Origin of the sequence: Gemmatimonas sp., from assembly GCF_044376735.1 — a bacterium.
Lineage (GTDB): Bacteria > Gemmatimonadota > Gemmatimonadetes > Gemmatimonadales > Gemmatimonadaceae > Gemmatimonas.
This window is the reverse complement of sequence record NZ_JBILKJ010000014.1, coordinates 20,212-44,142: the sequence shown is the minus strand read 5'-3', so window position 1 is coordinate 44,142 and position 23,931 is coordinate 20,212. Positions and strand designations below refer to the sequence as shown.

Sequence of the window (23,931 nt, the reverse complement as noted above, 5' to 3'; positions counted from 1 at the left end):
GGAACGGCGGAGGGGGACGCGGCGTAGCGTTACGTAGCGTACGTGCCGATCACCGAACCCGCCACCATCCCCGCCATCGTGGCGGGGCGGAGGTTCGGCCGGCCTCTGTCCCTTCCGCATGACCGTACTCGTCACCGGTGCCACCGGCTACATCGGCGGCCGCCTCACCTCGCGATTGGTGGAGCGGGGGGTACCGGTACGTCTCTTGGTCCGTGACGCAAGGCGTATCCATGGCCGGTGGTGGGAGCACGACGTCGAGGTCGTCACCGGCGATCTGTTCGATCCCGCATCGCTGGCGCGGGCGCTCGAGGGGGTCGAGCAGGCGTACTATCTCGTGCACAGCATGACGCACGCCACCGACTTCGCCGAACGCGATCGGGTGGCCGCGCGCAACTTCGTGCAGGCCGGCCGCGAGCTGACGCACTGCATCTACCTCGGCGGCCTCGTGCCCGATGCCGCCGACGCCAGCGAGCATCTGCAGAGCCGGGGCGAAACGGGTGCCATCCTGCGGGGTGGCCTCCCCACCACCGAGTTCCGCGCCGGGCCGATCGTCGGCTCCGGGTCGGCGTCCTTCGAAATGGTGCGCTACCTGGCCGAGCGACTGCCGTTCATGATCGCGCCCAAGTGGATCACGAATCAGGTCCAGCCGATCGCTGTGCGCGACGTGCTCACCTACCTGCTTCGCGCCCGCGAGCAGGATTCGGCGGGCATCGTGGAGATCGGCGGCGCCGACGTCCTGTCGTTTCGCGACATGCTGCAGGAGTACGCCGAGGTGCGTGGCCTTCGCCGGACGATTATCGCCGTGCCGGTCATGTCGCCCAAGCTGGCCGCGCTCTGGATCGACAAGGTGACGCCGATCCCCTCACGACTGGCCACGCCGCTGGTGGAAGGCATCGCGCATCCGGTGCTGGCCGATACCGGCAAGGCGCGGGCACTCTTTCCTGATATCCGCCCCATGGCCTATCGGACGGCGGTGCAACGCGCCCTCGCGCGGCTGTCCACGCACGCCGTGGAGTCGCGCTGGAGCGACGCGCTGGGCGGTGGCGCGTCGTACGAGCTGCGCGACCGGGAGGGTGTGCTCGAGGAGACCCGCACGAGCTACGTCGCTGCCTCCCCTGATCAGGTATTTCGCGCCTTCTGCCGATTGGGAGGTGATCAGGGATGGCTCGCCTGGAACTGGCTCTGGAAGGTTCGCGGGTTCCTCGACCGCATGGTGGGAGGTCCCGGACTTCGGCGTGGGCGACGCGACCCGGCATGGTTGTATGTTGGGGAGGCGCTCGACTTCTGGCGGGTGGAGCGGGTCGAACGCCCACGGCTGTTGCGGCTGCGCGCTGAGATGCGCGTGCCGGGGCAGGCCTGGCTGCAGTTCTCCGCCGTCCCCGAAGGGGAGGGCACACGGCTGATTCAGACGGCGCTTTTCGCGCCACGCGGTCTCTTCGGAATTCTCTACTGGTACGCGATGTATCCGGCACACCTGTTCATCTTTGGCGACATGGCGAAGGCGGTCGCGCAGCTCGCGCTGACCGAGCCGGTGGTGTCGCCGGCCGTCCGCACCCGGGTGTCAGCCGAGCCGATGTTATGAACGCTACCTCCTTCGGGGGAGACACCTGGCGAAGCGTCGGCCTGCTGCTGCTGGTGGTACAGCTGCCCCTGCTGCTGTTGCTGCTGGCGCGCCTGATGCCCGGGCGCACGCGACGCCCACCGATCTCGCCCCGCCTGACTCCGCGCACCGACACCACGGTGACGGTGGTCGTAGCCACGCTCAACGAAGCCAAGCGCATCGGTCCCTGTCTCGCGGGCCTGATGGCGCAGACCGAGCCGATGCTGGAGGTGCTCATCGTGGACAGTCGGTCCACCGATGGCACGCGGGAGTTGGTCGAATCGGCAGCGGCCCGTGATCCTCGCATTCGCTTGGTCACCGACGATCCGCTGCCGGCGGGATGGGTGGGCAAGGTGTGGGCGCTCGAGACGGGGCTCCGGCAGGCGAAGGGGGCGTGGGTGCTGGGCATCGACGCCGACACCGTCCCCGCACCTGGCCTGATCGGGGCCGTGGTCGACGCGGTCGAGCAGGACGGCTACGACGTGGCGTCGTTTTCGCCGCAGTTCCGCGACCAGACGTCGGCGGAACGGTTCGTGCAGCCGGCCATGCTGGTCACGCTCGTGTACCGCTGCGGCGCGGCGGGTGCGACCCAGCCGCCTCCCGATCGCGTGCTCGCCAACGGGCAGTGCTTTCTGGCTCGGCGCGCGCTGCTGGAGCAGCACGGCGGCTATGCGCCGGCGCGCGCGTCGTTCTGCGACGACGTCACCCTGGCGCGCCATCTTGCCGCGCATGGCGCGCGGGTCGGCTTTCTCGATGGCTCAAAGATCATTCAGGTCAGCGCGTACGTGTCGTTGGCGGAGATGTGGCGCGAATGGGGGCGCAGCTTTGACCTGAAGGACGCCACGCCCAGCTGGCGACGCTGGATCGACGTAGCGCTGGTGTGGAGCGCACAGGCCTTGCCCCTGCCGCTGCTGATCGTCGTGGCCACCCTTCTCCGGTCGCTCGGGTGGTCGGCGGCCGACAATCCGGATGCGCTGCTGCTCAAGGCCCTGTTGCTTGTAAACGGCATCGCGCTGTACATGCGGCTCATGCTCCTCGTGGCGCTGCGCGGCAGCTATGCCGAGCGGGGCTGGCCGTTCTGGCTGTCGTGGCTGTCGGACATCGCCGCCGCCTGGCGCCTTACCTTGAGCACCGCGCGGACGCCGACCCGCTGGCGTGGCCGTCAGTACGACACGCTGATCACCGACGGCGCGAAGTAGGCGCGCGGCGGTCGAAAAGCAACAGCAACAGCAAAAGCCAGAACACGGATCGCACCGATACACGGAAGCAACACGGATAAGCAAACGGCGCGTTTCTTTGCTTATCCGTGTTGTTTCAAATCGATCAGTCTCATCCGTGTTCTGGCTGTTGCTTTTAAACCGCGTTACGACACGCGTTCATTGCCGTCTGCGGCTGAGCGCTAGGCGCCGAGGGCGGCGAGCATCGCCCGCGTGAAGGCCGGCAGATCCTTCGGGACGCGGGCGCTGACGATATTGCCATCGACCACGGCGGGCTCGTCGACCCAGATCGCCCCGGCGTTGGTGAGATCGTCCCGGATGCCCAGCGACGACGTCATGCGCTTGCCGCGCACGATCCCGGCCGAAATGAGAATCCACGGGCCGTGGCAGATCGTGCCCACGATGCCGCCTTGCTCGTACACGCGTCGCACGAGCGACAGGACGGCTGGATCGCGCCGCAGTTTGTCAGGCGCCCATCCGCCCGGTGCCACGAGGCCGCGCAGCGTGGTCGGATCGAGATCGGCCACCTGGCCGTCCATCGTGGCCGGATAGCCCCATTTGCCGTGATAGCTCGCCTCGCCGTTGCCGATGAGCGGCGTATGGTAACCGGCTTCTTCCAGACGGAGCTTGGGATACCAGACTTCGAGATCCTCGTAGTCGGGGCCGACGAGGATGGCGATCGTGCCGAGGGTAGACATGGCGAATCTCAAATTCGGATTTGGACGGCGAGGGGCAGCGAGCCGATGCGCCTGTGCGTAAAATAGCACGACGCCGAACACGCTCCCCCGCTGCGCACGGTTCTTCCCGGGGATCGTACTGCGACCGGCCGCCCTTCGCCCAAACCACTATGAAGCTTATCGTCGCCATCATCCGACCGGAGAAGCTGGCGGATGTGAAACGCGCACTCTTTCAAGTCGGCGTGACCGGCATGACGCTGTCCCGGGTGAGCGGGCACGGGGGCGAGCGCGACGTCGTGCAACAGTACCGCGGAGAATCGGTGGTGCTCGAATTCCACGAAAAGGTCCGGATCGAAATGGCCTGTTCGGAGGAGTTCGTGGAGCGCACCATCGACGCCATCTGCGAGGGGGCGCGCACCGGAGACGTCGGTGACGGCAAGATCTTCGTGCTCCCGCTCGATCGCACGGTGCGCATCCGCACGGGTGAGCGTGATAATTACGCCCTGACGGCCGTCAATGCCGACGAGGTCATGCGTCAGACGCAGTTGGAGATGCGCGTCCCGACTAAGGACGATTACTGATGCAGGCGCCGACCATTTCCTCTGGTGATACGGCGTGGGTGTTGGTCGCCACCGCCCTGGTGTTGTTCATGGTGCCGGGGCTGGCGTTCTTCTACGGCGGGTTGGTGCGCAGCAAGAGCGCCCTCAACACGATGCTGATGAGCCTCGGCGCGTTGGCCATCGTCACCGTGCAGTGGGTGCTCTTCGGCTACAGTCTCGCGTTCGGTCCGGGCTCGAGCTGGATTGGTGGCCTCAGCTTCTTCGGCTTTCAGGGCGTCACGGCGGCACCGAATCCCACCTACGCGGCAGCGCTGCCACATCTGCTCTTCGCCGCATTTCAGGCCATGTTCGCCGGCATCGCGGTGGCGCTCTTTTCTGGCGCGATCATCGATCGGATGCGCTTTGTGGCGTATCTCACCTTCGGTCTGATCTGGACCACGCTGGTCTACGATCCGCTCGCGCACTGGGTGTGGGGCGACGGGGGCTGGCTGCGTACACTGGGCGCGCTCGACTTCGCCGGTGGGACGGTGGTGCACATCAGTGCCGGTGTCACCGCGCTCGTGCTGGCCAAGGTGCTCGGACCGCGGCGCGACTTCAAGCGCATTCCTACGGTGCCGCACAACGTGCCGTTCGCGCTCCTCGGCGCCGGCATGCTGTGGTTCGGTTGGTTCGGCTTCAACGCCGGCTCGGCGCTCGCGGCCGACGGGATCGCCGCCAACGCGTTCGTCACGACGCATGCCGCCGCCGCGTCGAGTCTGGTGGCTTGGATCCTGCTCGAACTTTACAAGGGGGGACGCGCCACGGCCGTCGGTGCGGCCACCGGTGCCGTGGTCGGGTTGGTGGCGATCACGCCGGCGGCGGGCTTCGTGACACCCATGTCGGCGCTGGCGATCGGGTTCCTCGCCGCGCCCGTGTCCTTCTTCGTGCTGCATTATCGCGCGAAGACGTCGCTGGATGACACCCTCGACGTGTTCGCCTGCCACGGCATGGCCGGTATTGTGGGCGCGGTGCTCACGGGGGTGTTTGCCTCGAAGGACGTGAACCCGATTGGCGCTGACGGTCTGCTGCATGGCAACCCCACGCTGGTCGGCATTCAGCTTCTCGCGGTCGTGGCTACGATCGCGTTTACCGCGACGGCCAGCTTCGGGATCCTGTCCGCGCTGAAGCTCGGCATGCCGCTGCGTATTCGGGTCGACGCGGAAGTGCAGGGCATCGATCTGGCCGAACACGGCGAGGAAGCGTACCACGGCTCCGATCTCAGTGATCTGACGGGCCGGCGCACGGCGCTGGGCGATGCGGTGGTGCTGTCGGCGACTGAGATGCGGGGGTCGGTGGAACGGCGGGCGTAGGCAGTTCGCCAGAAAACATGAAGGGGCGCTCACCGTCACGGTGAGCGCCCCTTCCTTATCCAACCCCAGCCGACCTCAGGCCTTCTTCCGATCCTGCAGCCAGGTCATCGGGATCATGAACAGCGGAGACAGGAAGAGCCCGAGCAGGATGTTGATCCAGATGAGCGCCATATAATAGGCGGTCATCCCCAATGAGGCCCAGATGGTTCCCAGCGTTCCGTGTGATTCCACTGTCAGTCTCCGGAGTCGATTGATGCCGGGCGCCCAACTGCGGGCACACGCCAAGTGGAGGAAAGAGTAAACAACCTGGTGTCCGGAAGGTAGGGGGTGGTTGACGCATCGTGGTCGGAGGGCGATCTGTGCACGATGTCCGAACCCACCAACTTTCCGCCTGATGCGCTGCTCCGGGCGTCGCTCGAGGTGGCCATGGCGCCGGTCGACGGTCTGGTGGTGTTGGCCGTGTCCGGCGGTCGCGACTCCATGGTGCTGCTGCAGGCGATGGCCCGCTGGGCTCCCGGGCGGATCGCGGCCGTCGCGACCTTCGATCACGGTACGGGGAGCCACGCCACGGAGGCCGCCTCGCTGGTGGCGGCGGAATCTCGCCGGCTCGGTCTCACGGTCGTACGCGAGCGCGCCCGCGTCCCAGGGCACAGTGAGGCGGCGTGGCGCCGGGCCCGATGGGACTTTCTCGAGCGGATTGCCCGCGCCTTCAAGGCGCCGGTCGCGACCGCGCACACGCGCGACGACCAGCTCGAAACGGTCGTCATGCGCCTGCTGCGGGGCGCGGGGGCGCGCGGCCTCGCGGCGCTGGCCGCCCCGTCGAGCGTGGTGCGCCCGTGGCTCGGCGTGTCGCGGGCCGAGCTCGCCCGATGGGCCACGCTGGAGAAGGTGGCGTATCTCGACGATCCGATGAATGCCTCGCGGGCGTACCTGCGCGGACGGGTACGGCACGACCTGCTGCCGGCGCTGGAAGCGGCCATGCCGGGGTTCTCGGAGGACATGCTCACGATCGCCGATCAGGCCGCGTCGTGGCGACGTGAGGTCGAGCGACTCGTCGACGGGATCGGGGTGACCGTGTCGCCACGACGTGATCGGGTGTCCTGTCCCGCCGCGGCGTTCGACGCCACCTCCCGCGAGGGCGCCGCCGTGCTGTGGCCTGCCGTCTGCGCCCGTGCGGGCGTCACGCTCGATGCGACGGGAACCCGTGAGCTGGCGAAGTGTACGGCGCAGAGTCGTCGGGGATCGACGATCCGCCTGTCCGGTGGGGCAATCGTGTTGCGACGGGGGGCCGCGCGGGATGAAGCACCTGGTGATTGGTTCGAAGTACGCCGGGCGGCGCCGCCTCCGCTGCGTGACGCGCTTCGCGCATGGATCGGCGTGTCGGAGGCGATGCCACCCCGCTTCGGGCGGTTCCGGTGGCGACGCCTCGCCTCGGCGCCGGTGTTTGGGCCTGCTGCCGAGCCCGACCTGTGGACCATCGGCTTTCCCCGTGGCGTGCAGGTCGCGTTGCGCGTCTGGACAGCAGGGGATCGCATCCGAACGGCTGGTGCGCCTGCAGGGAGGCGCGTCACGCGGTACTTTGCAGAAGCACAGGTCTCCGCGCTGGATCGGCCCTCGTGGCCGGTCGCGCTCGTCGATGGCGAGCTGGTGTGGGTTCCTGGGGTTTGCCGCGGTCTCGTGGCACCGTCTCGGCCCGGTTGGCCGGAGTTGATCTGGTACCGGTGTGAGCCCGAGTTTGACTGAGCAGACCCAACCCATCTCCGAAGATCCCCGACTCGACGGCCGGGCCGTGCGGCGCATCGTGTACGACGCCGACACCATCGCGGCGCGCGTGCAGGCATTGGGGGCGGACATCACGGCGGCGTATCCCGACGGTGATCTGCTGGTCCTTGGACTGCTGAAGGGCAGCTTTATCTTTCTCAGCGATCTCGTACGCCACATCGCGCGGCCGCTGCAGGTCGATTTTCTGGTCGCGTCGTCCTACGGCGATGCGATGGAATCGAGCGGTGTGGTGCGTCTCCTCTACGATCCGGAAACGGAACTGGAGGGGAAGCACATTCTGTTAGTGGAAGACATCGTAGATTCCGGCCGCACGCTCAATCGCCTCATCGAGCTGCTCGGCGACCGGAAACCACGTTCGCTCGAAATCTGTGCGTTGCTGCACAAGCACATCGCGACGGAGCTTCAACATCCCACGCGGTTCATCGGGTTCGATGCACCGCACGAATTTCTGGTGGGCTACGGGCTAGACCATGCCGAGAATTTTCGGCACCTCCCGTATGTCGCCAGCCTGCAGTAAGGCGGTCAACCTATGGCACCAAACATGACGCCCTCGCCGAAGAAGCCGTTCAATTGGGGACGCTTCTCCAAAACGCTGTCGTTCTGGATCCTCGTGATCCTGATTCCGATCACGTTCCTGACGTACGGGAATGGCCGCGAATCGCAGGCGCCGGAAATCGATTACACGGCATATCGCCAGCAACTCGAGGTCGGCAACGTCAAAGCGGCCACGTTCCAGACCGACAATGTGCTGGCCGGTCAGTTCAATCAGCCCGTGCGCGTGAACAACCGCGAAGCGCGGAAGTTCGTGGTGCGTCTGGTGCAGGGATCGGCCGCCGAAGAGCAGAAGCTGCTCTATTCGCGCGGCGTGCGGACGTCGGCCACCGAGCCCCGGGCCAATTTTGGCAGCCTGCTCATCACCATGCTGCCGTACCTCCTGCTCATCGGCGTCTGGATCTTCCTGTTCCGCCAGATGCAGGCCGGCGGCAACAAGGCGTTCTCGTTCGGCAAGAGCAAAGCGAAGCTCCTCAGCGGCGATACGCCCAAGATCACCTTCGCCGACGTGGCCGGTGCCGACGAAGCGAAGGTCGAGCTACAGGAAATCATCGAGTTCCTGAAGGACCCGCAGAAGTTCACCAAGCTGGGCGGTCGCCTGCCGAAGGGCGCGCTGCTGGTCGGTCCGCCGGGTACCGGCAAAACGTTGCTCGCCAAGGCCGTGGCCGGAGAGGCCGGACGCCCGTTCTTTTCGATGTCGGGCTCCGACTTCGTGGAGATGTTCGTGGGTGTCGGTGCGTCGCGCGTCCGCGATCTGTTCGAACAGGGGAAGGCGCACGCGCCGTGCATCATCTTCATCGACGAAATCGATGCCGTGGGCCGTCATCGCGGCTCGGGCATGGGTGGTGGTCATGACGAGCGCGAGCAGACGCTCAACCAGCTCCTGGTGGAAATGGACGGCTTCGAATCGAACGACGGCGTGATCCTGATCGCCGCCACGAACCGCCCCGATGTCCTCGATCCCGCACTGCTGCGACCGGGGCGTTTCGACCGGCAAATCGTGGTCGACGCGCCGGATCTCCGCGGCCGCGAAGGCATCCTCAAGGTGCACCTGCGCAACAAGCCGCAGGCCGACGACGTGAGCGTCCACTCGCTGGCGCGTGGCACCCCGGGCATGGCGGGCGCCGATCTCGCCAATCTCGTGAACGAGGGCGCGTTGCTCGCCGCCCGTAAGGGGCACGACAAGATCTTCATGAGCGATCTCGAGGAAGCGAAGGATCGCGTCATGCTGGGGGCTGAGCGCAAGTCGCTCGTCATGAAGGACGACGAGCGTCGTCTCACGGCGTTCCATGAAGCCGGCCATGCCGTGTGCGCGATGATGGTCTACGGCAACGATCCGCTGCACAAGGTCACGATCGTGCCGCGTGGCCGTGCCCTCGGCATCGCGTTCACGCTCCCCGAGGATGATCGCGTGTCCGTCACCCGTGAACAGCTCGAAGCGAGGCTGGTGATGGCGTATGGTGGTCGTGCCGCCGAAGAAATCGTGTTCGGCCACAACCGCGTCACGACCGGTGCGGCCAGCGATATTCAGCAGGCCACCAGCATCGCCCGTCGCTACGTCACGCAGTGGGGCCTGTCCGACACCATCGGGCCGATACTCGTCGGTGACGTGGAGCAGGAGCTCTTCCTCGGTCGCGATATTCAATCGCGGCGCGAAGTCTCCGAGCAGACCGCACAGCTGGTCGATTCCGAGGTAAAGCGGGTGGCCTTCGAAGCGCATGCCCGGGCGGTCGCCGTGCTCACCGAGCATCGCGCCTTGCTCGATATCGTGGCCACGCAGCTGCTCGAGCGCGAGACGCTCACGCGTGACGACATCCTGCTGCTCAAGGCCGGCAAGGAACTGCCGCCGCGCCTGCCGCCCGATATGCCGATGACGACCTCGCCGCTCGCGGCACCGGCGGCACCCGTCTCCCGCCCGATCGTGCCGCCGATGCTGGCGGGCCCGGAAGTCGCCCCTGCGTAACCGCCGCCCGGGTCCGGCGTGGCGGACCTGAACACCGTGCGGCTGATGGAGTTCACATGGCGCGACGGCCTCGAGATCGGGGTCGTCGCGCTGGTGTTCTATCGTGTGCTGCTACTCATCCATGGTACGCGCGCCCTGCAGATCCTGGGCGGCGTGGCCATGCTGGTCGCGGCGTATGCGATTGCGTCGTTGCTGCAGCTCACCATGATCACCTATCTGCTCGGGATGGTGTTCACCTATGGCGTGTTCGCGCTGCTCATCATTTTTCAACCCGAGCTGCGGGCCGCCTTGGCGCATATCGGGCAAACGCCCGTCACCCGATTTTTCAAGCGCGTCGAGCAGGAACCGGTGGAGGATGAAATCGCCGATGCCGTCGATAGACTGTCACGCTCGGGCGTAGGCGCCATCATCGCTATTGAACGCGATGTGCCGCTGGCGGACTTCATCGAGAGCGGGTCGTCGCTGCAGGCGAAAGTCTCGGCGGATCTCCTCACCACGATCTTCACCCCGTACTCTCCGTTGCACGATGGGGCCGTGATCATTCGCGGCGATACCATCGTGGGCGCCGGCTGTATCCTGCCGCTGTCCCAGGGCGCGGTGGGGAATCGCTCACTTGGCACCCGACATCGTGCGGCGCTGGGGCTGGCCGAAGAGACCGACGCGATCGTGATCGTCGTGTCCGAGGAGACCGCCGTGGTCTCCGTGGCGCGCGATGGCGCGCTGCAACTGCGCCTCTCGCCGACGCAGGTGCGGGACCTGCTCGCCGGTCGGCCGGTGAAATCCGCGGGATGACGGCGCCCGTGACTCGTCCGCGATTCCAGCTGCCGCGCTCGATCATCGCCCCGGTGCTGGCGATGACGGTGCTGTTCGCCGCCTACCTGGCCACGGCCGCGCCGGATCTGACCTTCTGGGATGCCGCAGAGCTGGTCACGGCCGCGCGCACGTTGGGGATCCCGCATCCCCCCGGTACGCCGCTCTGGGTGTTGATCGCGCACGTGATCTCGAACGTGTTCTCCGCTACGGGGCCGGCCCGTTCCGTGACCATGGTCTCGGTCGTGTCGAGTGCGCTCGTGGGCGCTGTCGGCGCGTCGATGCTGCAGCGGTGGGTCGGGTCGCGTGCCGCCGTGGTGGGCGCGGTGATCGCCGGCACGATGACGACCGTGTGGAGCAATGCTACCGAGACCGAAGTGTACGCGGTGGCGCTGCTCGGCTCGGCGCTGATGCTGGCCATCGGCGAATTGGCCGGTCGGCAGGGCATCACTGATCGGACGCGTCGCCGAGCCCGCGCACTGATCGTCTTCGTCGCGGCGCTCGCGGTGCCGCTGCATCTCAGTGTGCTGGTGGCGCTGCCGGCGGCCGTGGTATTCGCATGGGCAGGCCCGCGAATCCGCGTCGTCGACGTGATCGGTTGGGGAGCGCTGGCCCTGCTCGGGGTGTCGGCGGTCGCGGTGCTACCGATGTTGTACGCGGCGGGGCCGGAGCTGGCGTCGGGCCATCCCGATTCGCTGCGGGCGCTGGTGTCGGTCCTCCGCCGCGAACAGTATCAGGTGGCAGGCCTGCTGCCGCGCGTGGCGCCGCTCTGGCTGCAGCTGGGCAACGTCTTCCAATGGGCGGACTGGCAGGTCGCCTACGGCGTGCATCCGTTTCCCACCCCGTCAGTCCCGCGTACCCTGCTCACGATGTCCTTCGCCTGGCTGGCCGCCATCGGGCTGCGCACACTGTGGCGTCGAGAGGCGCGCGTGGGGCGCGCCATGATGGTGCTGCTGCTCTCGGGAACGCTGGGCGTGGCCTGCTGGCTCAACATGCGTGCCGGCCCGACCTTCGGCGGCCCTGTCCTCCCCGTCGGCGCGATGCACGAGGCGCGTGAGCGCGATTACTTCTTTGTCCTCGGCTTCTGGAGCTGGGGGCTGCTGGCGGGCGCCGGACTCGCCGCGATCGCCGCCGCGATGGCGAAACGGCTGCCGGCGCCGATCGCCGCGCTGCCGCTGCTGATCGGCGCCGTGCCGCTGGCGGCCAACATGACGGTGATGGATCGCACGCGCGAGCCGATCGCGATGATGCCGCGCACGTACGCGCGGCTGTTGCTGGATGCGGTACCACAGCGTGGCGTCCTCTTCGCCGGTGGCGATAACGACACCTTCCCGCTGTGGTACTTGCAGCAGGTGGAGGACTACCGTCCCGATGTCACGGTGGTCACCGTGCCCCTCCTCGGCGCCACGTGGTATCGGGAAGCCCTCGCGGCGCGACGATTGCTGCCGTCGGAAGCGGTGCGCAGCTGGCCGGGGCTCGAGGCCACCCTCCGGTCCGTCATGATCCACGCCATCGACGACGGTCGCGAGGTGCGGGTGAGCGCCCTGCTGGGCCGCGCCGACCGCCTCCGCGTGGACCGCACACAGGGCTGGGCGTTGCAGGGGCTGGTATATGCGCCGTCGGCCTCCGCTGGGCCGGGCGCCAGCGCGCTCGACGCGGCGGCGCTCGCGCGGGCCCGCGACCAGGTGCCTCGTTCGGTGCTTGCGCCTATCCCGGCCGGAGCCGATCCGGTGGTGGCGCAGGTGCAGGCGTTGTTGCGCTGCACGCAAGTGCAGCGTATCGACGACCCGTTACTTGTGTCGTCGTGCAATGCTCCCTAACCTTATGTGCTATGCCAATTTCGGACCATGTCGCAACGCGGGTGGCGGAGGTTCGTGAGCGCATCGCCGCCGCACGTGCGCGGGGCGGGCACGGGCAGGACGTCACCTTGATCGCGGTCACGAAAACCCACGGCCCCGACGCCGTCATGGCGGCCTGGGATGCAGGCGTGCGCGATGTCGGTGAAAACAAGGTGCAGGAAGCCGAGGCGAAGATGGCGCAGGTGACGGTGCCGGTCCGCTGGCATCTGATCGGTCACCTGCAGCGCAACAAGGCAAAGAACGCGGCCCACTTCGACCTGGTGCATAGTCTCGACAGCGAGCGGCTGGCCGTCGCGCTCGATGATGCGGCCGGCGCTGCGCAGCGGGTGCTCGAGGTGCTGGTGCAGGTGAATGTGAGCGGAGAATCCAGCAAGAGTGGCTTCGCGCTCCACGAACTGCCCACGGTCGCGGAGCGGCTGAACGCCTGCCTCCACTTACGGGTACGGGGCGTCATGACCATGGCGCCGTTCGATGCCGACGAGTTGACGTTGCGCACGGTGTTCCGCGGCGCGCGCGAGGCGCGGTCGCAGTTGCAGTCGGCCGGGTTCGGAGCCGAATGGCTCAGCATGGGCATGTCGGGCGACTACGAGGTCGCCGTCGAAGAAGGGGCAACGCACGTACGGCTGGGCACTCTGCTGTTCGGCAGTCGGACCTGAATCATCCGGGAATTCGCATGACGGACGACGGCTCTCAAGGCTTCCATCTCACCGCGCTCGATGCGCGGCGGTACGATTTTGGCAACGCGCTGCGTGGCTACGATCGCGCACGGGTGGACCAGTTCCGCGAGCAGGTCGCCGAGGAACTGGAGCGCTTGTCGCGCGCCAATCAGGAGCTCGATCAGAAAGCGCGCAGCTTTCACGAGCAGCTCAAGTCCTTCCGCGATCGCGATAAGGCGCTCAACGAGGCCCTCGTCAGCGCCCAGCAACTGCGCGGCGAGATCCGGGAGCAGGCCGAGCGCGAGGCGCTGCTCATCCTGCGCGAAGCGAAGGCCGAGGCCGATAAGTTGCTCCAGGGCGTGCGCGATGAGTTGCGTCGCAGCGAGGAAGAGGTGCAGGCGCTCTGGCGCACGCGTCGCAGCTACCTTGCGCAGCTACGGCATCATCTCGAGCGCCAGCTCACCGAGCTGAACGCCGCCGAATCCGAGCCGCTCCCCGAGTTCACCACGCCGCTCAATTCGTCGGCCGTACGCGCCGAATTACCGGTCGTGCAGGAGATCCGCCAGTTGCCCGTGCGCCCGAACCTTCCCACGCCGTCGTGGCTCGATGTCATCGAGGACGACTCGTGACCTTCTCGCCGCAGTCACGTCCGCAGCTGCAGTTCACTCAGGAGCATAGCGCCGTCGGGCATTCGCATCCCGCGCTCGGTCTGCACGCTCGCGAGCGGATCGAAGCCTGCGCACAGGCGGTGCGCGCCCGGTTCGCGCGTCCGGTCGAGGTGGCGATCATTCTTGGCACCGGCCTCGGCGGTCTGGCAAACGAAATCGAAGTTGAGCAGACGATCGAGTACAAGGACCTGCCCAACTTCCCCCTGTCGACCGTCGAGTCGCACCACGGCCGTCTGTTGTGTGGTAGGCTGGGCGGTCGGACGGTCGTGGCCATGCAGGGGCGGTTCCATCGCTACGAAGGGTACTCGCTGCAGCAGGTCACGTTCCCGGTGCGTGTGCTCCGCGCGCTGGGCGCGGAAACGCTGATCGTCAGCAATGCGTGCGGCGGGATGCATCCGCTGTGGGCAGCAGGCGATTTGATGGTGATTGCCGATCACATCAACCTGCTGGGCGACAATCCGCTCATCGGACCGAACGACGATACGCTCGGCCCGCGCTTCCCCGACATGTCGGAGCCGTACGATCCCGCGCTGCGGGCTCTCGCGCGCGAGGTGGCGTTGCAGCAGGGCATCGCGATCCGTGAGGGGGTGTACGTGGCGGTGCAGGGGCCGAATCTCGAGACGCGCGCGGAGTATCGCTTTCTGCGTGGCATCGGCGCCGATGTCGTGGGCATGAGCACGGTGCCGGAAGTGATCGTGGCGCGGCACGGCGGGATGCGCGTGCTGGGGCTGTCCATCATTACCGACCAGTGTCTGCCCGACGCGCTCGCACCGGCCAGCCTCGCCCAAATCGTGGGGATGGCCCGCGCTGCCGAACCGAAGCTGGCCGCCGTCGTGAAGGGCGTCATCGCCCGGCTGTGACCACGACGGTCCGCTGTCTCTCCGTCTGTCTGAACGCTCCGAATTCCCCGCTCTCATGACTGCACCGCAGGACTCCGTGACGTATCCGCTCCTCCCCGACTCAGGCGCCGACGCCTTCGAGCAGGAACTGCTCGGCCGCTGGGAGGCCGAGCAGCTGTTCGAGCAGGTGCAGGCCGCGCGCGCCGGGGCCATGCCGTTCGTGTTCTATGAGGGGCCGCCCACGGCCAACGGCCGCCCGGGCATTCACCACGTGTTCTCGCGGACCATCAAAGACCTCTTCTGCCGCCATCGCGCGATGCAGGGGTACTTCGTGCCGCGGAAGGCCGGGTGGGACACGCACGGCCTGCCCGTCGAGATCGAGGTCGAGAAGGAGCTCCAGCGTGAAGAGGCTGCACGGCAGGGCGTTGACCCGTCGGAGATCGCAAAGCTCGGCGGCAAGCAGCTGATCGAGCAGACCGGCGTGGCGGAGTTCAACCGGCGTTGCCGCGAGAGCGTGTTCACGTACCGCGGCGACTGGGAGAAGCTGTCGCAGCGCACCGCCTACTGGCTCGACTACGACGACCCGTACGTCACCTACTCGCACAACTTCGTGGAGTCGGTGTGGTGGGCGCTGCGCACGCTGCACGAGAAGTCGCTGCTGGTGCGCGGCCACAAGATCCTGCCGTATTGCGCGCGCTGTGGTACCGCGCTGTCCAGCCACGAAGTGGCGCAGGGGTACGACGATGTGGAGGATCCGAGCGTGTACGTGGCGCTCGACTTGCTCGACGAGCACGGCAACGCGCCGGCGCAGCGTCGTCGCATTCTGGTGTGGACGACCACGCCGTGGACGCTGGTGTCGAACACGGCGCTGGCGGTCAATCCCGCGCTGGTGTACGTGGAGCTGCGCAAGAAGTCTGGTGCCGAGTGGACGATCATCCTGGCCGACGCACGGGTGGCAGGGGTCCTCGGGGCCGACTGGGCCGATCGGTGGGACGTGACCGGCCGAATGACTGGTGCGGAGCTCTCGGGCAAGCGGTATCGGCGTCCGCTGGATTGGGTGCCGTATCCCGACGAAGGCCGTCATGAGGTGATCGTGACGGAAGACTTCGTGAGCGCGGACGACGGTAGCGGTGTCGTGCACATGGCGCCGGCGTTCGGGGCCGACGACTACGCGGCCGGTCAGCGTCACGGACTTGCCTTCCTGCAGCCCGTCACGGCGCGCGGCGCGTTCACCGACGACGTCCCGGAGGTCGGCGGGGTGTTCGTGAAGGCTGCCGATGCGCGCATCATCGAGGTGCTGCGCGAGCGCGACGTGCTCTGGAAGGCCACCACGTTTACGCACTCGTATCCGCACTGTTGGCGCTGCGGGACGCCGCTGCTGTACTACGCGCGCGGTTCGTGGTTCGTGCGCACCACGGCGGTCCGTGAGAGCCTGATGGCGCGGAACGCCGCCGTGGATTGGCACCCCAGTGAAGTCGGCACCGGTCGCTTCGGTGAGTGGCTCGCCAACAACGTGGATTGGGCGATCTCGCGCGACCGTTACTGGGGCACGCCGCTCCCGGTGTGGGTCAACGACGAAGACGCCACCGAAATCGACGTGATCGGCAGCTATGCCGACCTGGCCGCGCGCATCGGGCGGCCGCTCCCCGAGGATTTCGATCCGCACAAACCGCACATCGACCAGTACACGTGGCCGGCCCCGTCGGGGACCGGCACCATGCGTCGCGTGCCGGAGGTGATCGACACCTGGTTCGACTCGGGTTCAATGCCGTTCGCGCAGTGGCACTATCCCTTCGAGAACCGCGAGACGGTCGAGGCGCAGTTTCCCGCCGACTTCATCTGCGAGGGCGTCGATCAGACGCGCGGCTGGTTTTACTCGCTGATCGCGATCGCCACCGGGCTGGGCGATGCGTTGCCGAACAACGCCGATCGCACGGCGGCGCCCTATCGTCATGTGGTCGTGAATGACCTCGTGCTCGATGCGCAGGGGCAGAAGATGTCGAAGAGCAAGGGCAATACCGTCGACCCGTGGCAGGTGCTGGAGCGCCACGGGGCGGATGCGGTGCGCCTGTTCCTGGTGGCCACCAGTCAGGTGTGGGTGCCGCGCCGCTTCGACGAGAATGCGATTCGCGAAACGGCGGGGCGCTTCCTGCTCACCTTCCGCAACGTCTACAACGGCATCTTCGCGCAGTACGCCAACTTCGGGTGGAGTCCGAGCGCCGACGATCCCGCCGTGGCCGACCGGCCGGCGCTCGATCGCTGGATTCTCTCGCGGCTCACGCGGGTGGAATCCGAAGTCGACGCGCACCTCGATAACTATGATGCCACGCTGGCCGCGCGTCGCGTGATGCAGTTCATGGACGACGACGTGTCCAAGTGGTACGTCCGCCAGTCGCGCGCCCGCTTTTACGACGTCGACGGCGCCGACAACCGGGCGGCCTTCGCCACCCTGCACGAAGTGCTGGCCGTCACCTGTCGGTTGCTGGCGCCGTTCGCGCCGTTCGTGTCCGACGCGGTACATCGCGCCCTGACCGGCACGTCCGTGCACCTGGCGTCGTTCACGCGGCAGCACCAGACGCCGGTGGACGACGTGCTGGAGGCCGCGATGGACGACATCCGCACCCTGGCGGGGCTGGCGCGGGCGGCTCGCGATGTGGCGGACGTGAACGTGCGGCAGCCGTTGCCCTCGGTGCAGTGCGTCGTGCCGGGCAATCCTGGCCCGGCGTCGGCGCTGGCCGAGTTGCTGGCGTCCGAGATCAATGTGAAGCGGGTGGAGTTCGTGCGGTCGACCGACGCGCTCGTGTCGCTCGAGGTCAAGGGGAACTTCCGCACCCTCGGGAAGAAGTTCGGCAAGGAAACGCCGCAGGTGGCCGCGGCCGTGCCCGACATGCCCGTCGCGCTCATCCGCCAGCTGGCCGATGGCGAATCGGTCACGATCGAGGTGGAGGGGATCCCGCGCTTGATTGCCCCCGACGACGTCGCCATCATCCGACGCGCGGCCGGTGCGGCGGTGGTGCAGGAAAATGGCGGGTATGGCGTGGCCCTCGACCCGACCATCACCCCGGAGCTTCGGGCGGAAGGGTTGGCCCGCGAGGTCATCAGCAGGGTGCAGCGCCTCCGCAAGGAAGCGCGGCTCGATGTGAGTGACCGTATTGCCGTGGCAATTGCCGGTGATGCGGAGCTGGAGGGCGCTGTGGCCACGCACCGTGGTCGAATCGCCGACGAGGTGCTCGCCGTGCGGCTGCTCTTGGGCACGGAGGCTGGCTCGCCGTTCCATGCAGATGGCAACGGTTCCACGTGGACCGCGACGCAGGTGGTGGACGTCGATGGACGTTCGATCCGCCTCGCGCTCACCAAGGAAGGGTCGTAATGGCTGGATCCAACGCTGCGTCCAAGGACGGCAAGAAGTCGAAGCCGATGCCCAAGAAGCAGCTTCTGCATTTCGAGAAGCGCTTGCTTGAAGAACGGAAACGCGTGCTGAAGGAATTGGGGCACCACGGCGAAGCCTTCGGTCCCAATGGGGATGTCGACGGCGACACCAGCGCCTATTCCTTCCACATGGCCGATCAAGGCACCGATGCGATGGAACGCGAGAAGGCGTTCCTGTTCGCCTCGCAGGAAGGCCGGTTCCTCTTCCACATCGACCAAGCCCTGCGTCGTTTGTACAAGGAACCCGAGACCTTCGGCAAGTGTCATCAGTGTGGGGAAGATATCGCTTTCGAGCGACTCGACGCCTTGCCGCATGCGCGCTACTGCTTTGCGTGCAAGCAGCGTGAGGAAGACGCCAAGAAGGGCTGACGTGAAGGCACTCGTCGCAATTCCCGTCCTCGTTGTTGTCCTCGTCCTCGACCTGATCACCAAGGCCGTGGCCGTCGCGACACTCGCGCCCTCCGGGCTCGCCAGTCCGGTGTTTGGGAACTGGCTCCGGTTCACCCTCGTGTACAACCCCGGTGCGGCCTTCGGGCTGCATCTGGGGGACTACTCGCGCTGGATCTTCATGGCGCTCACACTCGGCGCCCTCGTGATCCTGTGGCGGCTCTTCCAGCAGACGGCGCACGATGATGTGCGCAAGGCGCTCGCGGTCTCCCTCGTGGCGGCGGGCGCACTCGGCAACGTGGTCGATCGCATCCGGTCGGATCTGGGCGTCGTCGACTTCATCGACGTCGGGTTCGGCGTGCATCGCTGGCCCACGTTCAACGTGGCGGACATGGCCGTCAGCGGTGGGGCGTTCCTGCTGGCGTTGGTGTTGTGGAGCGAGGAACAGCGTGAGACGGCCGCCGCCAGCGCCGCCGCCAGCACCGCCTTCCCGTCTCCGTCGTTGGACGCCGTCTCGTCGGAAGCCGCCCCGTCCGACGCCACCGACCGGTCGCCATGACGAATCCGAACCGTACGGCCTCGGCGTCGGCGGTCGTCAACGACGTACCCGCTGCCGCGGCGACGCCGCGCTTCTGGCTGCTGATCCTGCTCGTCGCCGCCGCCGATGCGATCTCGAAGGCGTTCGCGGTCGCCCACCTCGTCCCGCGCCATCTGCCGCATCCGATCATTGGCGACGTGGTGCGGTTCACGCTCTCGTACAACCCGGGGGCGGCCTTCGGCATGCACCTCGGTCCTGCGTCACGTTGGATATTTGCGGCGCTCAGCGTCGTGATTGTCGTGGTGCTGATTCGGGCCACGGCCGACCTCACTCGGATCTCACGGCTCGCCGCGTTTGGCGTGCCCGTCGTGGTCGGGGGAGCCATCGGCAACCTGCTCGATCGCATTCGGCTGCGAGACGGCGTCGTGGATTTCATCGACATCGGGTTCGGCGACGTCCGCTTCTGGACGTTCAACGTAGCCGACACTGCCGTTACCATCGGAGCAGGTTGTCTCGTGATCGCATTGTGGCAGTTGGACAAGGCCCAGCAGCAGCACGCGGCGGCGTCGTGAACGCCGCATCGGGAGCCCCTCCGGGCGCCGAGCATGCGTTTGCCGTCACGGAGGAAAGCGGCGACGCGGGGGAGCGGCTCGATCTGCTCGTGTCGCGACGCTGCGAACTGTCCCGGACCCAGGCGGCGACCCTGATTGCCACCGGTCGGGTCACAGTCAACGACAAGACGGAGAAGGCGTCGTATCGGAGCGTCGCTGGCGATCGCCTGCATGTCGTCGTTCCGCCGCCGCCGGGTCGGGACATCGTGCCGGAGAACATTCCGCTCGATATCGTCTACGAGGACGAGTACCTGCTGGTGGTCGACAAGGCGGCCGGCATGGTGGTGCATCCAGCGCCTGGCAACTGGACCGGCACGCTGGTGAACGCGCTGATCGGGCGTGGCGAACCGCTCGCCGACGGCGGCAGCGAGGAACGAGCTGGCCTGGTGCACCGTCTCGACAAGGACACCTCGGGGCTGCTCATCGTCGCCAAGACCGACGCCGCCCACCGGTCGCTCAGCGCGGCGCTGGCCGCCCGCAAGGTGACCCGCCGCTACGTGGCCCTCTGCTGGGGCCACCTCGCGACCGACAAGCTCACGGTGGAAAAGCCAATCGGCCGCGATCCCCGCGACCGAACGAAGATGACGATCGTCGCTGATGGACGGATGTCGCGCACCGATTTCGTGCGCCTCGGCCGCTTCGACTCGGCCGATCTGCTGCGGGCCCATCTGCACAGCGGGCGCACGCATCAGATCCGTGTACACCTGTCCTCGATCGGCCACCCGGTCGTGGGCGACGATACGTACGGTGGAGGCGGGGGCCGGCGGTTGGTGGCGTTGCCCGTGAAACGGCACTTCCTGCATGCGGCGTGGCTGCGCTTCCGTCATCCGGTCACCGGCGCTCCCGTCGATCTGCGTTCGCCGCTCCCGGCGGATCTCCGGCAGTCGCTGTCCGTCGTCAGTCTCATGCCGGAACTCGCCACCCACCAGGATCCGCTCGATGTCTTCGGGTTCTACAACACCGATGAAGTCCTCCCCGGACACCAGCCCGACGACCACGACGACGCTCTCGAGTAGCGACGTCGGCGACGAGCAGCTCCCGCGGGTATTGCTCGTCGCCGCCGACCGGGCGCTGTACGGCATTCCCGTGGAGCAGGTCCGCGAGGTCCTCCGCAGCGCCGCCGTGAATTGGGTCCCCGGCAGTCCGCCGGTGCTCCGCGGCATCGTCAACGTGCGGGGCGCCATCGTCACAGTGCTGGATCTTCAAGCCCTCCTCTCGGGAGAGCGTGCCGTCACGGCAGGGTCAGTCGTCCTGCTCGAGTACGGATCGCGCCTCATCGGGCTCGCCGTACACGCCGTGCACGATGTGCGGGTGCTGGCGGCGCCGCTCGGGTCCCAACCCGAGTCTGCCGCCACCCCCGACCACATCGTGCCGCTGGACGCCGTGGCCCTCTGCGCACGGCACCTGCATTCAGCCGACGAGAGGGAACGGTGAGCCGAACGGTACTCATTTGCGACGACGCGATCTTCATGCGCACCATGGTGGGGGACATCCTCACGCGGGCAGGCTTCGAGATCGTCGGAGAAGCGGAAACAGGAGTCGAGGCAGTTGAGCGGTACCTGCAGCTTCGGCCGGACCTCGTCACCATGGACATCGTGATGCCGGATATGGGCGGGATCGACGCCGTCCGGGAAATCACCAAACTCGATCCGACCGCACGCATTCTCATGTGCAGTGCGATGGGGCAGCAGGCGCTCGTGGTCGAAGCCATTCAGGCGGGCGCCAAGGACTTCGTCGTGAAGCCGTTCCAGCCCAGTCGCGTGCTCGAAGCGGTGAATCGCATCCTGGCGGCGTAGCCGTCGCGGTCGCGCTTCCGAGAGGTCGGACATGGACGCCGCCCGGTATGCCGCGCTCTTCCTCACTGACGCGCGCGAGCATCTCGCCGAAGTCGATGATGCGCTGCTCGCGCTCGAAGGCGAGGACGCGCGCTCCGAGGCCTCGACGATCAGTGCGCATCTCGCGACGGTGTTTCGCGGGGTCCATACCATCAAGGGGATGGCCGCCGCCATGGGCTACGTGGCGGTCGAGCAGCTGTCGCATGCGCTCGAGAGCCGCTGCGAACCCCTTCGGAGCGGCGAGGAACCGCTGCGCGGCGACGTGGTGGCGTTGCTCTTCGACGGTACCGACCTCCTGCGTGCCGCCGTCGAAGCGGTGCCGGAGGGACGCCTCGAGCCTACCTCGTCGATCCGCGCGTTTGTGACGCGCCTCAGCGTGTTGCCGATGGCCTCGTCGATGGCGACGCCACCGGCGACCGTCGCCCTCCCCGATACCGCCGCGGACACATCTCCCACCGCGACCGCCGCTCGCGGTCGTCCCCATGGTGGCCCCGGTACCATGCGGCGGGTGGAGGTCCGCCTTGCGGCGGACTGCCCCCTCATGGGAGTGCGCGCGATGATCGTGCTGGCGAAACTGTCTGCGCTGGGCACGGTGCGCGACACCGAGCCGGCCGAGGAACGGTGGCTGGGGGATCTGTTCGACGGAGCATTCCGGCTCACGCTTCAGTCATCGGCATCCGACGACGAGATTCGGCACGCGGCCCAGAGCGCCGGCGAGGTGGCGTGGGTCTCGGTGACCTTGGCCACACCCACGCCGGCGCAGGGGAACGACCGCGTGAGCGCCGCGCCGCGCACGGTCCGCCTCGATGCCCGTCGCCTCGATACGCTGCTGGACCTTGTGGGTGAGCTGGTGATTACGCGCGATCGCCTGCTCCGCGCCATCGAGCAGTCGGATCATCCCGATCGCGCCGTCGTACACGCGGCCACCGACGCCGCGCGACTGGTGGCGACCCTGCAGGATGAGGTGCTCCAAGCGCGCATGCTGCCCGTGGCCCAGGTGTTCGACCGGTTCCCGCGCCTGGTCCGCGACATCGCGCGCGAGCTCGGAAAGGAGGTCCACTTCACCATGCAGGGGCGCGAGATCGAGCTCGATCGTTCGCTGCTGGACGCCATCGGCGATCCCATTCTGCATCTGCTGCGCAACGCCCTCGATCACGGCGTCGAAGACCCGGACACCCGTCTCGCGGCGGGCAAGGCGGCCAGCGGCGAGCTGATCTTGCGCGCGGCGCGTGATCGGGCGGCCGTCGTCATTCAAGTGCAGGATGACGGGCGTGGGATCGATCGCGATGTGGTACTGCGCCGCGCACGCGAGCAGGGGTTGGTGGATGCGACGGTCGGCGCGCTGACCGATGACGCCCTGTTGCCGCTGCTCGCCCACCCTGGCTTTTCCACGGCGAAGTCGGTGACGGCGATCTCCGGACGCGGCGTGGGCGTGGATGTGGTCAACACCCGCGTCCGCGCGCTCGGCGGGCAGCTCGACCTCGAAACGATCACGGGAGCCGGGACGGTGTTCACGATGCGACTGCCGCTCACGCTGGCCATCATTCGCGCGCTGCTCGTGCAGGTCGGCGGCGCCAGGTACGCCATTCCGGCGGCGCACGTCATGGAAGTGCTCGAGTTCAACGGGGCCTCGCGTCGCACGGGCACGCTCACGATCAGGGTACGCGACGAGACCGTGCCGCTGGTGGCGCTCCAGCAGCGCTTTGAAGACGATCCGCACGCGCCAGTCGCCGCCAACCCGGACGGTGTCCGTCATGTGGCGATCGTGGAGGTGGCCGGGCGGCGAACCGCCCTGCTGGTCGACGCCGTGCTGGCCCAGCAGGACATCGTCGTCAAGCCCCTCGATGCGGTCCGTGGTGCCAAGCCGTGGTTCAGTGGGGCCACGGTGCTCGGTGACGGGAGCCCTGCGCTCATCGTCGATGTGAGTAGCGTGGCATGACCCCGTGAACACGACTCGTGACCGAAGGTGAATTAACCATGGCGGCGATCCGGTCTCTCAAGACCATCCAGCTGGATGCACTGCGCGAGACGGCCAATATCGGCGCCGGTCACGCCGCGACGGCGTTATCGCAGCTGACCGGCACCATGATCATGATCAAGGTGCCCAGCATCACGGTCGCGAGCCTCGAGGAGTTGCCGTCGCAGTTCACGCCGGCGGAAGAGCCGGTGGCCGCGATCCTCATGCACATGCTGGGCGATCTCACCGGCCGCACCATGCTCGTGTTTCCCAAACCCACCGTGATGCGGCTGGCCGAGCTCATGCTGCGGCGGCCGGTGGGGTCATCCACGGCGTTCAGCGAACTCGAGACGTCCGCCATCAAGGAGGCGGGCAACATCCTGAGCGGCGCCTACATGAACGCGCTCAGCGACTTTCTCGGCATGCTGCTGTTGCCGTCGCCCCCGAGCCTTGTGATCGACATGTCGTCGGCCGTGCTGGCCAGCGCAGCCGGCGGCGCTGTCGCTGATCCTGACGCGATCCTCTGCGTCGAAAGCGAGTTTCAGCTCATGGAGACGCAGCAGTCGCTGCGCGGCTTCTTCCTGCTGCTTCCCGATCCCGCCTCGTTGCAGGTGATGCTTCGCGCGCTGCGGCTCGCCTGAG

At 67.3% G+C, this 23,931-nt stretch carries 22 protein-coding genes; 21 read left to right on the top strand and 1 reads right to left on the bottom strand.

Annotation, left to right across the window (positions count from 1 at the left end; genetic code table 11):
• Window positions 1-118: 118 nt before the first annotated feature.
• Entirely contained in the window at window positions 119-1,582 is a 1,464-nt protein-coding gene (locus ACIRA7_RS03940) for an SDR family oxidoreductase (protein ID WP_396219512.1), read from the top strand.
• Entirely contained in the window at window positions 1,579-2,799 is a 1,221-nt protein-coding gene (locus ACIRA7_RS03935; RefSeq protein ID WP_396219511.1) for a glycosyltransferase, read from the top strand. The genes ACIRA7_RS03940 and ACIRA7_RS03935 overlap by 4 nt, the downstream gene beginning before the upstream one ends.
• A gap of 200 nt (window positions 2,800-2,999) precedes the next feature.
• On the opposite strand, the gene ACIRA7_RS03930 is transcribed toward ACIRA7_RS03935, so the two are convergent.
• Window positions 3,000-3,515: a type 1 glutamine amidotransferase domain-containing protein gene (locus tag ACIRA7_RS03930; RefSeq protein ID WP_396219510.1), complete on the bottom strand. Its 516-nt coding sequence runs from the start codon at window positions 3,513-3,515 to the stop codon at window positions 3,000-3,002.
• Between the two features lie 149 nt (window positions 3,516-3,664).
• Between ACIRA7_RS03930 and ACIRA7_RS03925 the strand changes: the two genes are divergently transcribed.
• The 19 genes from ACIRA7_RS03925 to ACIRA7_RS03835 all read left to right on the top strand — a co-directional run bounded on the left by ACIRA7_RS03925 (window position 3,665) and on the right by ACIRA7_RS03835 (window position 23,930).
• Window positions 3,665-4,075, top strand: coding sequence for a P-II family nitrogen regulator (locus tag ACIRA7_RS03925; protein ID WP_396219509.1), 411 nt, complete (start codon window positions 3,665-3,667; stop codon window positions 4,073-4,075).
• Window positions 4,075-5,403, top strand: a complete 1,329-nt coding sequence (locus tag ACIRA7_RS03920; RefSeq protein WP_396219508.1) for an ammonium transporter — start codon at window positions 4,075-4,077, stop codon at window positions 5,401-5,403. The genes ACIRA7_RS03925 and ACIRA7_RS03920 overlap by 1 nt, the downstream gene beginning before the upstream one ends.
• 366 nt (window positions 5,404-5,769) lie before the next feature.
• Complete coding sequence (gene tilS, locus ACIRA7_RS03915) at window positions 5,770-7,146, top strand: tRNA lysidine(34) synthetase TilS (RefSeq protein WP_396219507.1); 1,377 nt, start codon at window positions 5,770-5,772, stop codon at window positions 7,144-7,146.
• Window positions 7,139-7,702: a hypoxanthine phosphoribosyltransferase gene (gene hpt / locus ACIRA7_RS03910; protein ID WP_396219506.1), complete on the top strand. Its 564-nt coding sequence runs from the start codon at window positions 7,139-7,141 to the stop codon at window positions 7,700-7,702. Before tilS ends, hpt begins: the two co-directional genes overlap by 8 nt.
• A gap of 24 nt (window positions 7,703-7,726) precedes the next feature.
• Window positions 7,727-9,700, top strand: coding sequence for an ATP-dependent zinc metalloprotease FtsH (gene ftsH / locus ACIRA7_RS03905; protein ID WP_396219505.1), 1,974 nt, complete (start codon window positions 7,727-7,729; stop codon window positions 9,698-9,700).
• Window positions 9,701-9,718: 18 nt separating this feature from the next.
• Window positions 9,719-10,492: a diadenylate cyclase CdaA gene (gene cdaA, locus ACIRA7_RS03900; RefSeq protein WP_396219504.1), complete on the top strand. Its 774-nt coding sequence runs from the start codon at window positions 9,719-9,721 to the stop codon at window positions 10,490-10,492.
• A gap of 8 nt (window positions 10,493-10,500) precedes the next feature.
• On the top strand, window positions 10,501-12,330 hold the full coding sequence (locus ACIRA7_RS03895) for a protein O-mannosyl-transferase family (RefSeq protein WP_396219503.1): 1,830 nt from the start codon (window positions 10,501-10,503) through the stop codon (window positions 12,328-12,330).
• A gap of 11 nt (window positions 12,331-12,341) precedes the next feature.
• Window positions 12,342-13,025 carry a YggS family pyridoxal phosphate-dependent enzyme gene (locus ACIRA7_RS03890; protein ID WP_396219502.1) on the top strand — a complete coding sequence of 228 codons (684 nt, stop codon included), beginning with the start codon at window positions 12,342-12,344 and terminating at the stop codon, window positions 13,023-13,025.
• 17 nt (window positions 13,026-13,042) lie between these two features.
• Window positions 13,043-13,654, top strand: a complete 612-nt coding sequence (locus ACIRA7_RS03885) for a DivIVA domain-containing protein (protein WP_396219501.1) — start codon at window positions 13,043-13,045, stop codon at window positions 13,652-13,654.
• Between the two features lie 80 nt (window positions 13,655-13,734).
• Complete coding sequence (locus tag ACIRA7_RS03880; protein ID WP_396219519.1) at window positions 13,735-14,553, top strand: purine-nucleoside phosphorylase; 819 nt, start codon at window positions 13,735-13,737, stop codon at window positions 14,551-14,553.
• 55 nt (window positions 14,554-14,608) lie between these two features.
• Window positions 14,609-17,902: an isoleucine--tRNA ligase gene (ileS, locus tag ACIRA7_RS03875; protein WP_396219500.1), complete on the top strand. Its 3,294-nt coding sequence runs from the start codon at window positions 14,609-14,611 to the stop codon at window positions 17,900-17,902.
• On the top strand, window positions 17,902-18,330 hold the full coding sequence (locus ACIRA7_RS03870) for a TraR/DksA family transcriptional regulator (RefSeq protein WP_396219499.1): 429 nt from the start codon (window positions 17,902-17,904) through the stop codon (window positions 18,328-18,330). Before ileS ends, ACIRA7_RS03870 begins: the two co-directional genes overlap by 1 nt.
• A 1-nt stretch (window position 18,331) precedes the next feature.
• A complete protein-coding gene (gene lspA / locus ACIRA7_RS03865; protein ID WP_396219498.1) occupies window positions 18,332-18,907 on the top strand; it encodes a signal peptidase II in 576 nt (191 codons plus the stop codon).
• Window positions 18,904-19,458: a signal peptidase II gene (gene lspA, locus ACIRA7_RS03860; protein ID WP_396219497.1), complete on the top strand. Its 555-nt coding sequence runs from the start codon at window positions 18,904-18,906 to the stop codon at window positions 19,456-19,458. The genes lspA (ACIRA7_RS03865) and lspA (ACIRA7_RS03860) overlap by 4 nt, the downstream gene beginning before the upstream one ends.
• Window positions 19,455-20,513: an RluA family pseudouridine synthase gene (locus ACIRA7_RS03855; RefSeq protein WP_396219496.1), complete on the top strand. Its 1,059-nt coding sequence runs from the start codon at window positions 19,455-19,457 to the stop codon at window positions 20,511-20,513. The genes lspA (ACIRA7_RS03860) and ACIRA7_RS03855 overlap by 4 nt, the downstream gene beginning before the upstream one ends.
• The gene (locus tag ACIRA7_RS03850; protein WP_396219495.1) at window positions 20,461-20,931 is read left to right on the top strand and encodes a chemotaxis protein CheW; all 471 of its coding nucleotides are present in this window, start codon (window positions 20,461-20,463) and stop codon (window positions 20,929-20,931) included. Before ACIRA7_RS03855 ends, ACIRA7_RS03850 begins: the two co-directional genes overlap by 53 nt.
• The gene (locus ACIRA7_RS03845) at window positions 20,928-21,293 is read left to right on the top strand and encodes a response regulator (RefSeq protein WP_396219494.1); all 366 of its coding nucleotides are present in this window, start codon (window positions 20,928-20,930) and stop codon (window positions 21,291-21,293) included. Before ACIRA7_RS03850 ends, ACIRA7_RS03845 begins: the two co-directional genes overlap by 4 nt.
• A 31-nt stretch (window positions 21,294-21,324) precedes the next feature.
• Window positions 21,325-23,271, top strand: coding sequence for a chemotaxis protein CheW (locus ACIRA7_RS03840; protein ID WP_396219493.1), 1,947 nt, complete (start codon window positions 21,325-21,327; stop codon window positions 23,269-23,271).
• Window positions 23,272-23,309: 38 nt separating this feature from the next.
• Window positions 23,310-23,930 (top strand): chemotaxis protein CheC, encoded by a 621-nt coding sequence (locus tag ACIRA7_RS03835; RefSeq protein ID WP_396219492.1) that lies wholly within the window; start codon window positions 23,310-23,312, stop codon window positions 23,928-23,930.
• Window position 23,931: the final 1 nt, after the last annotated feature.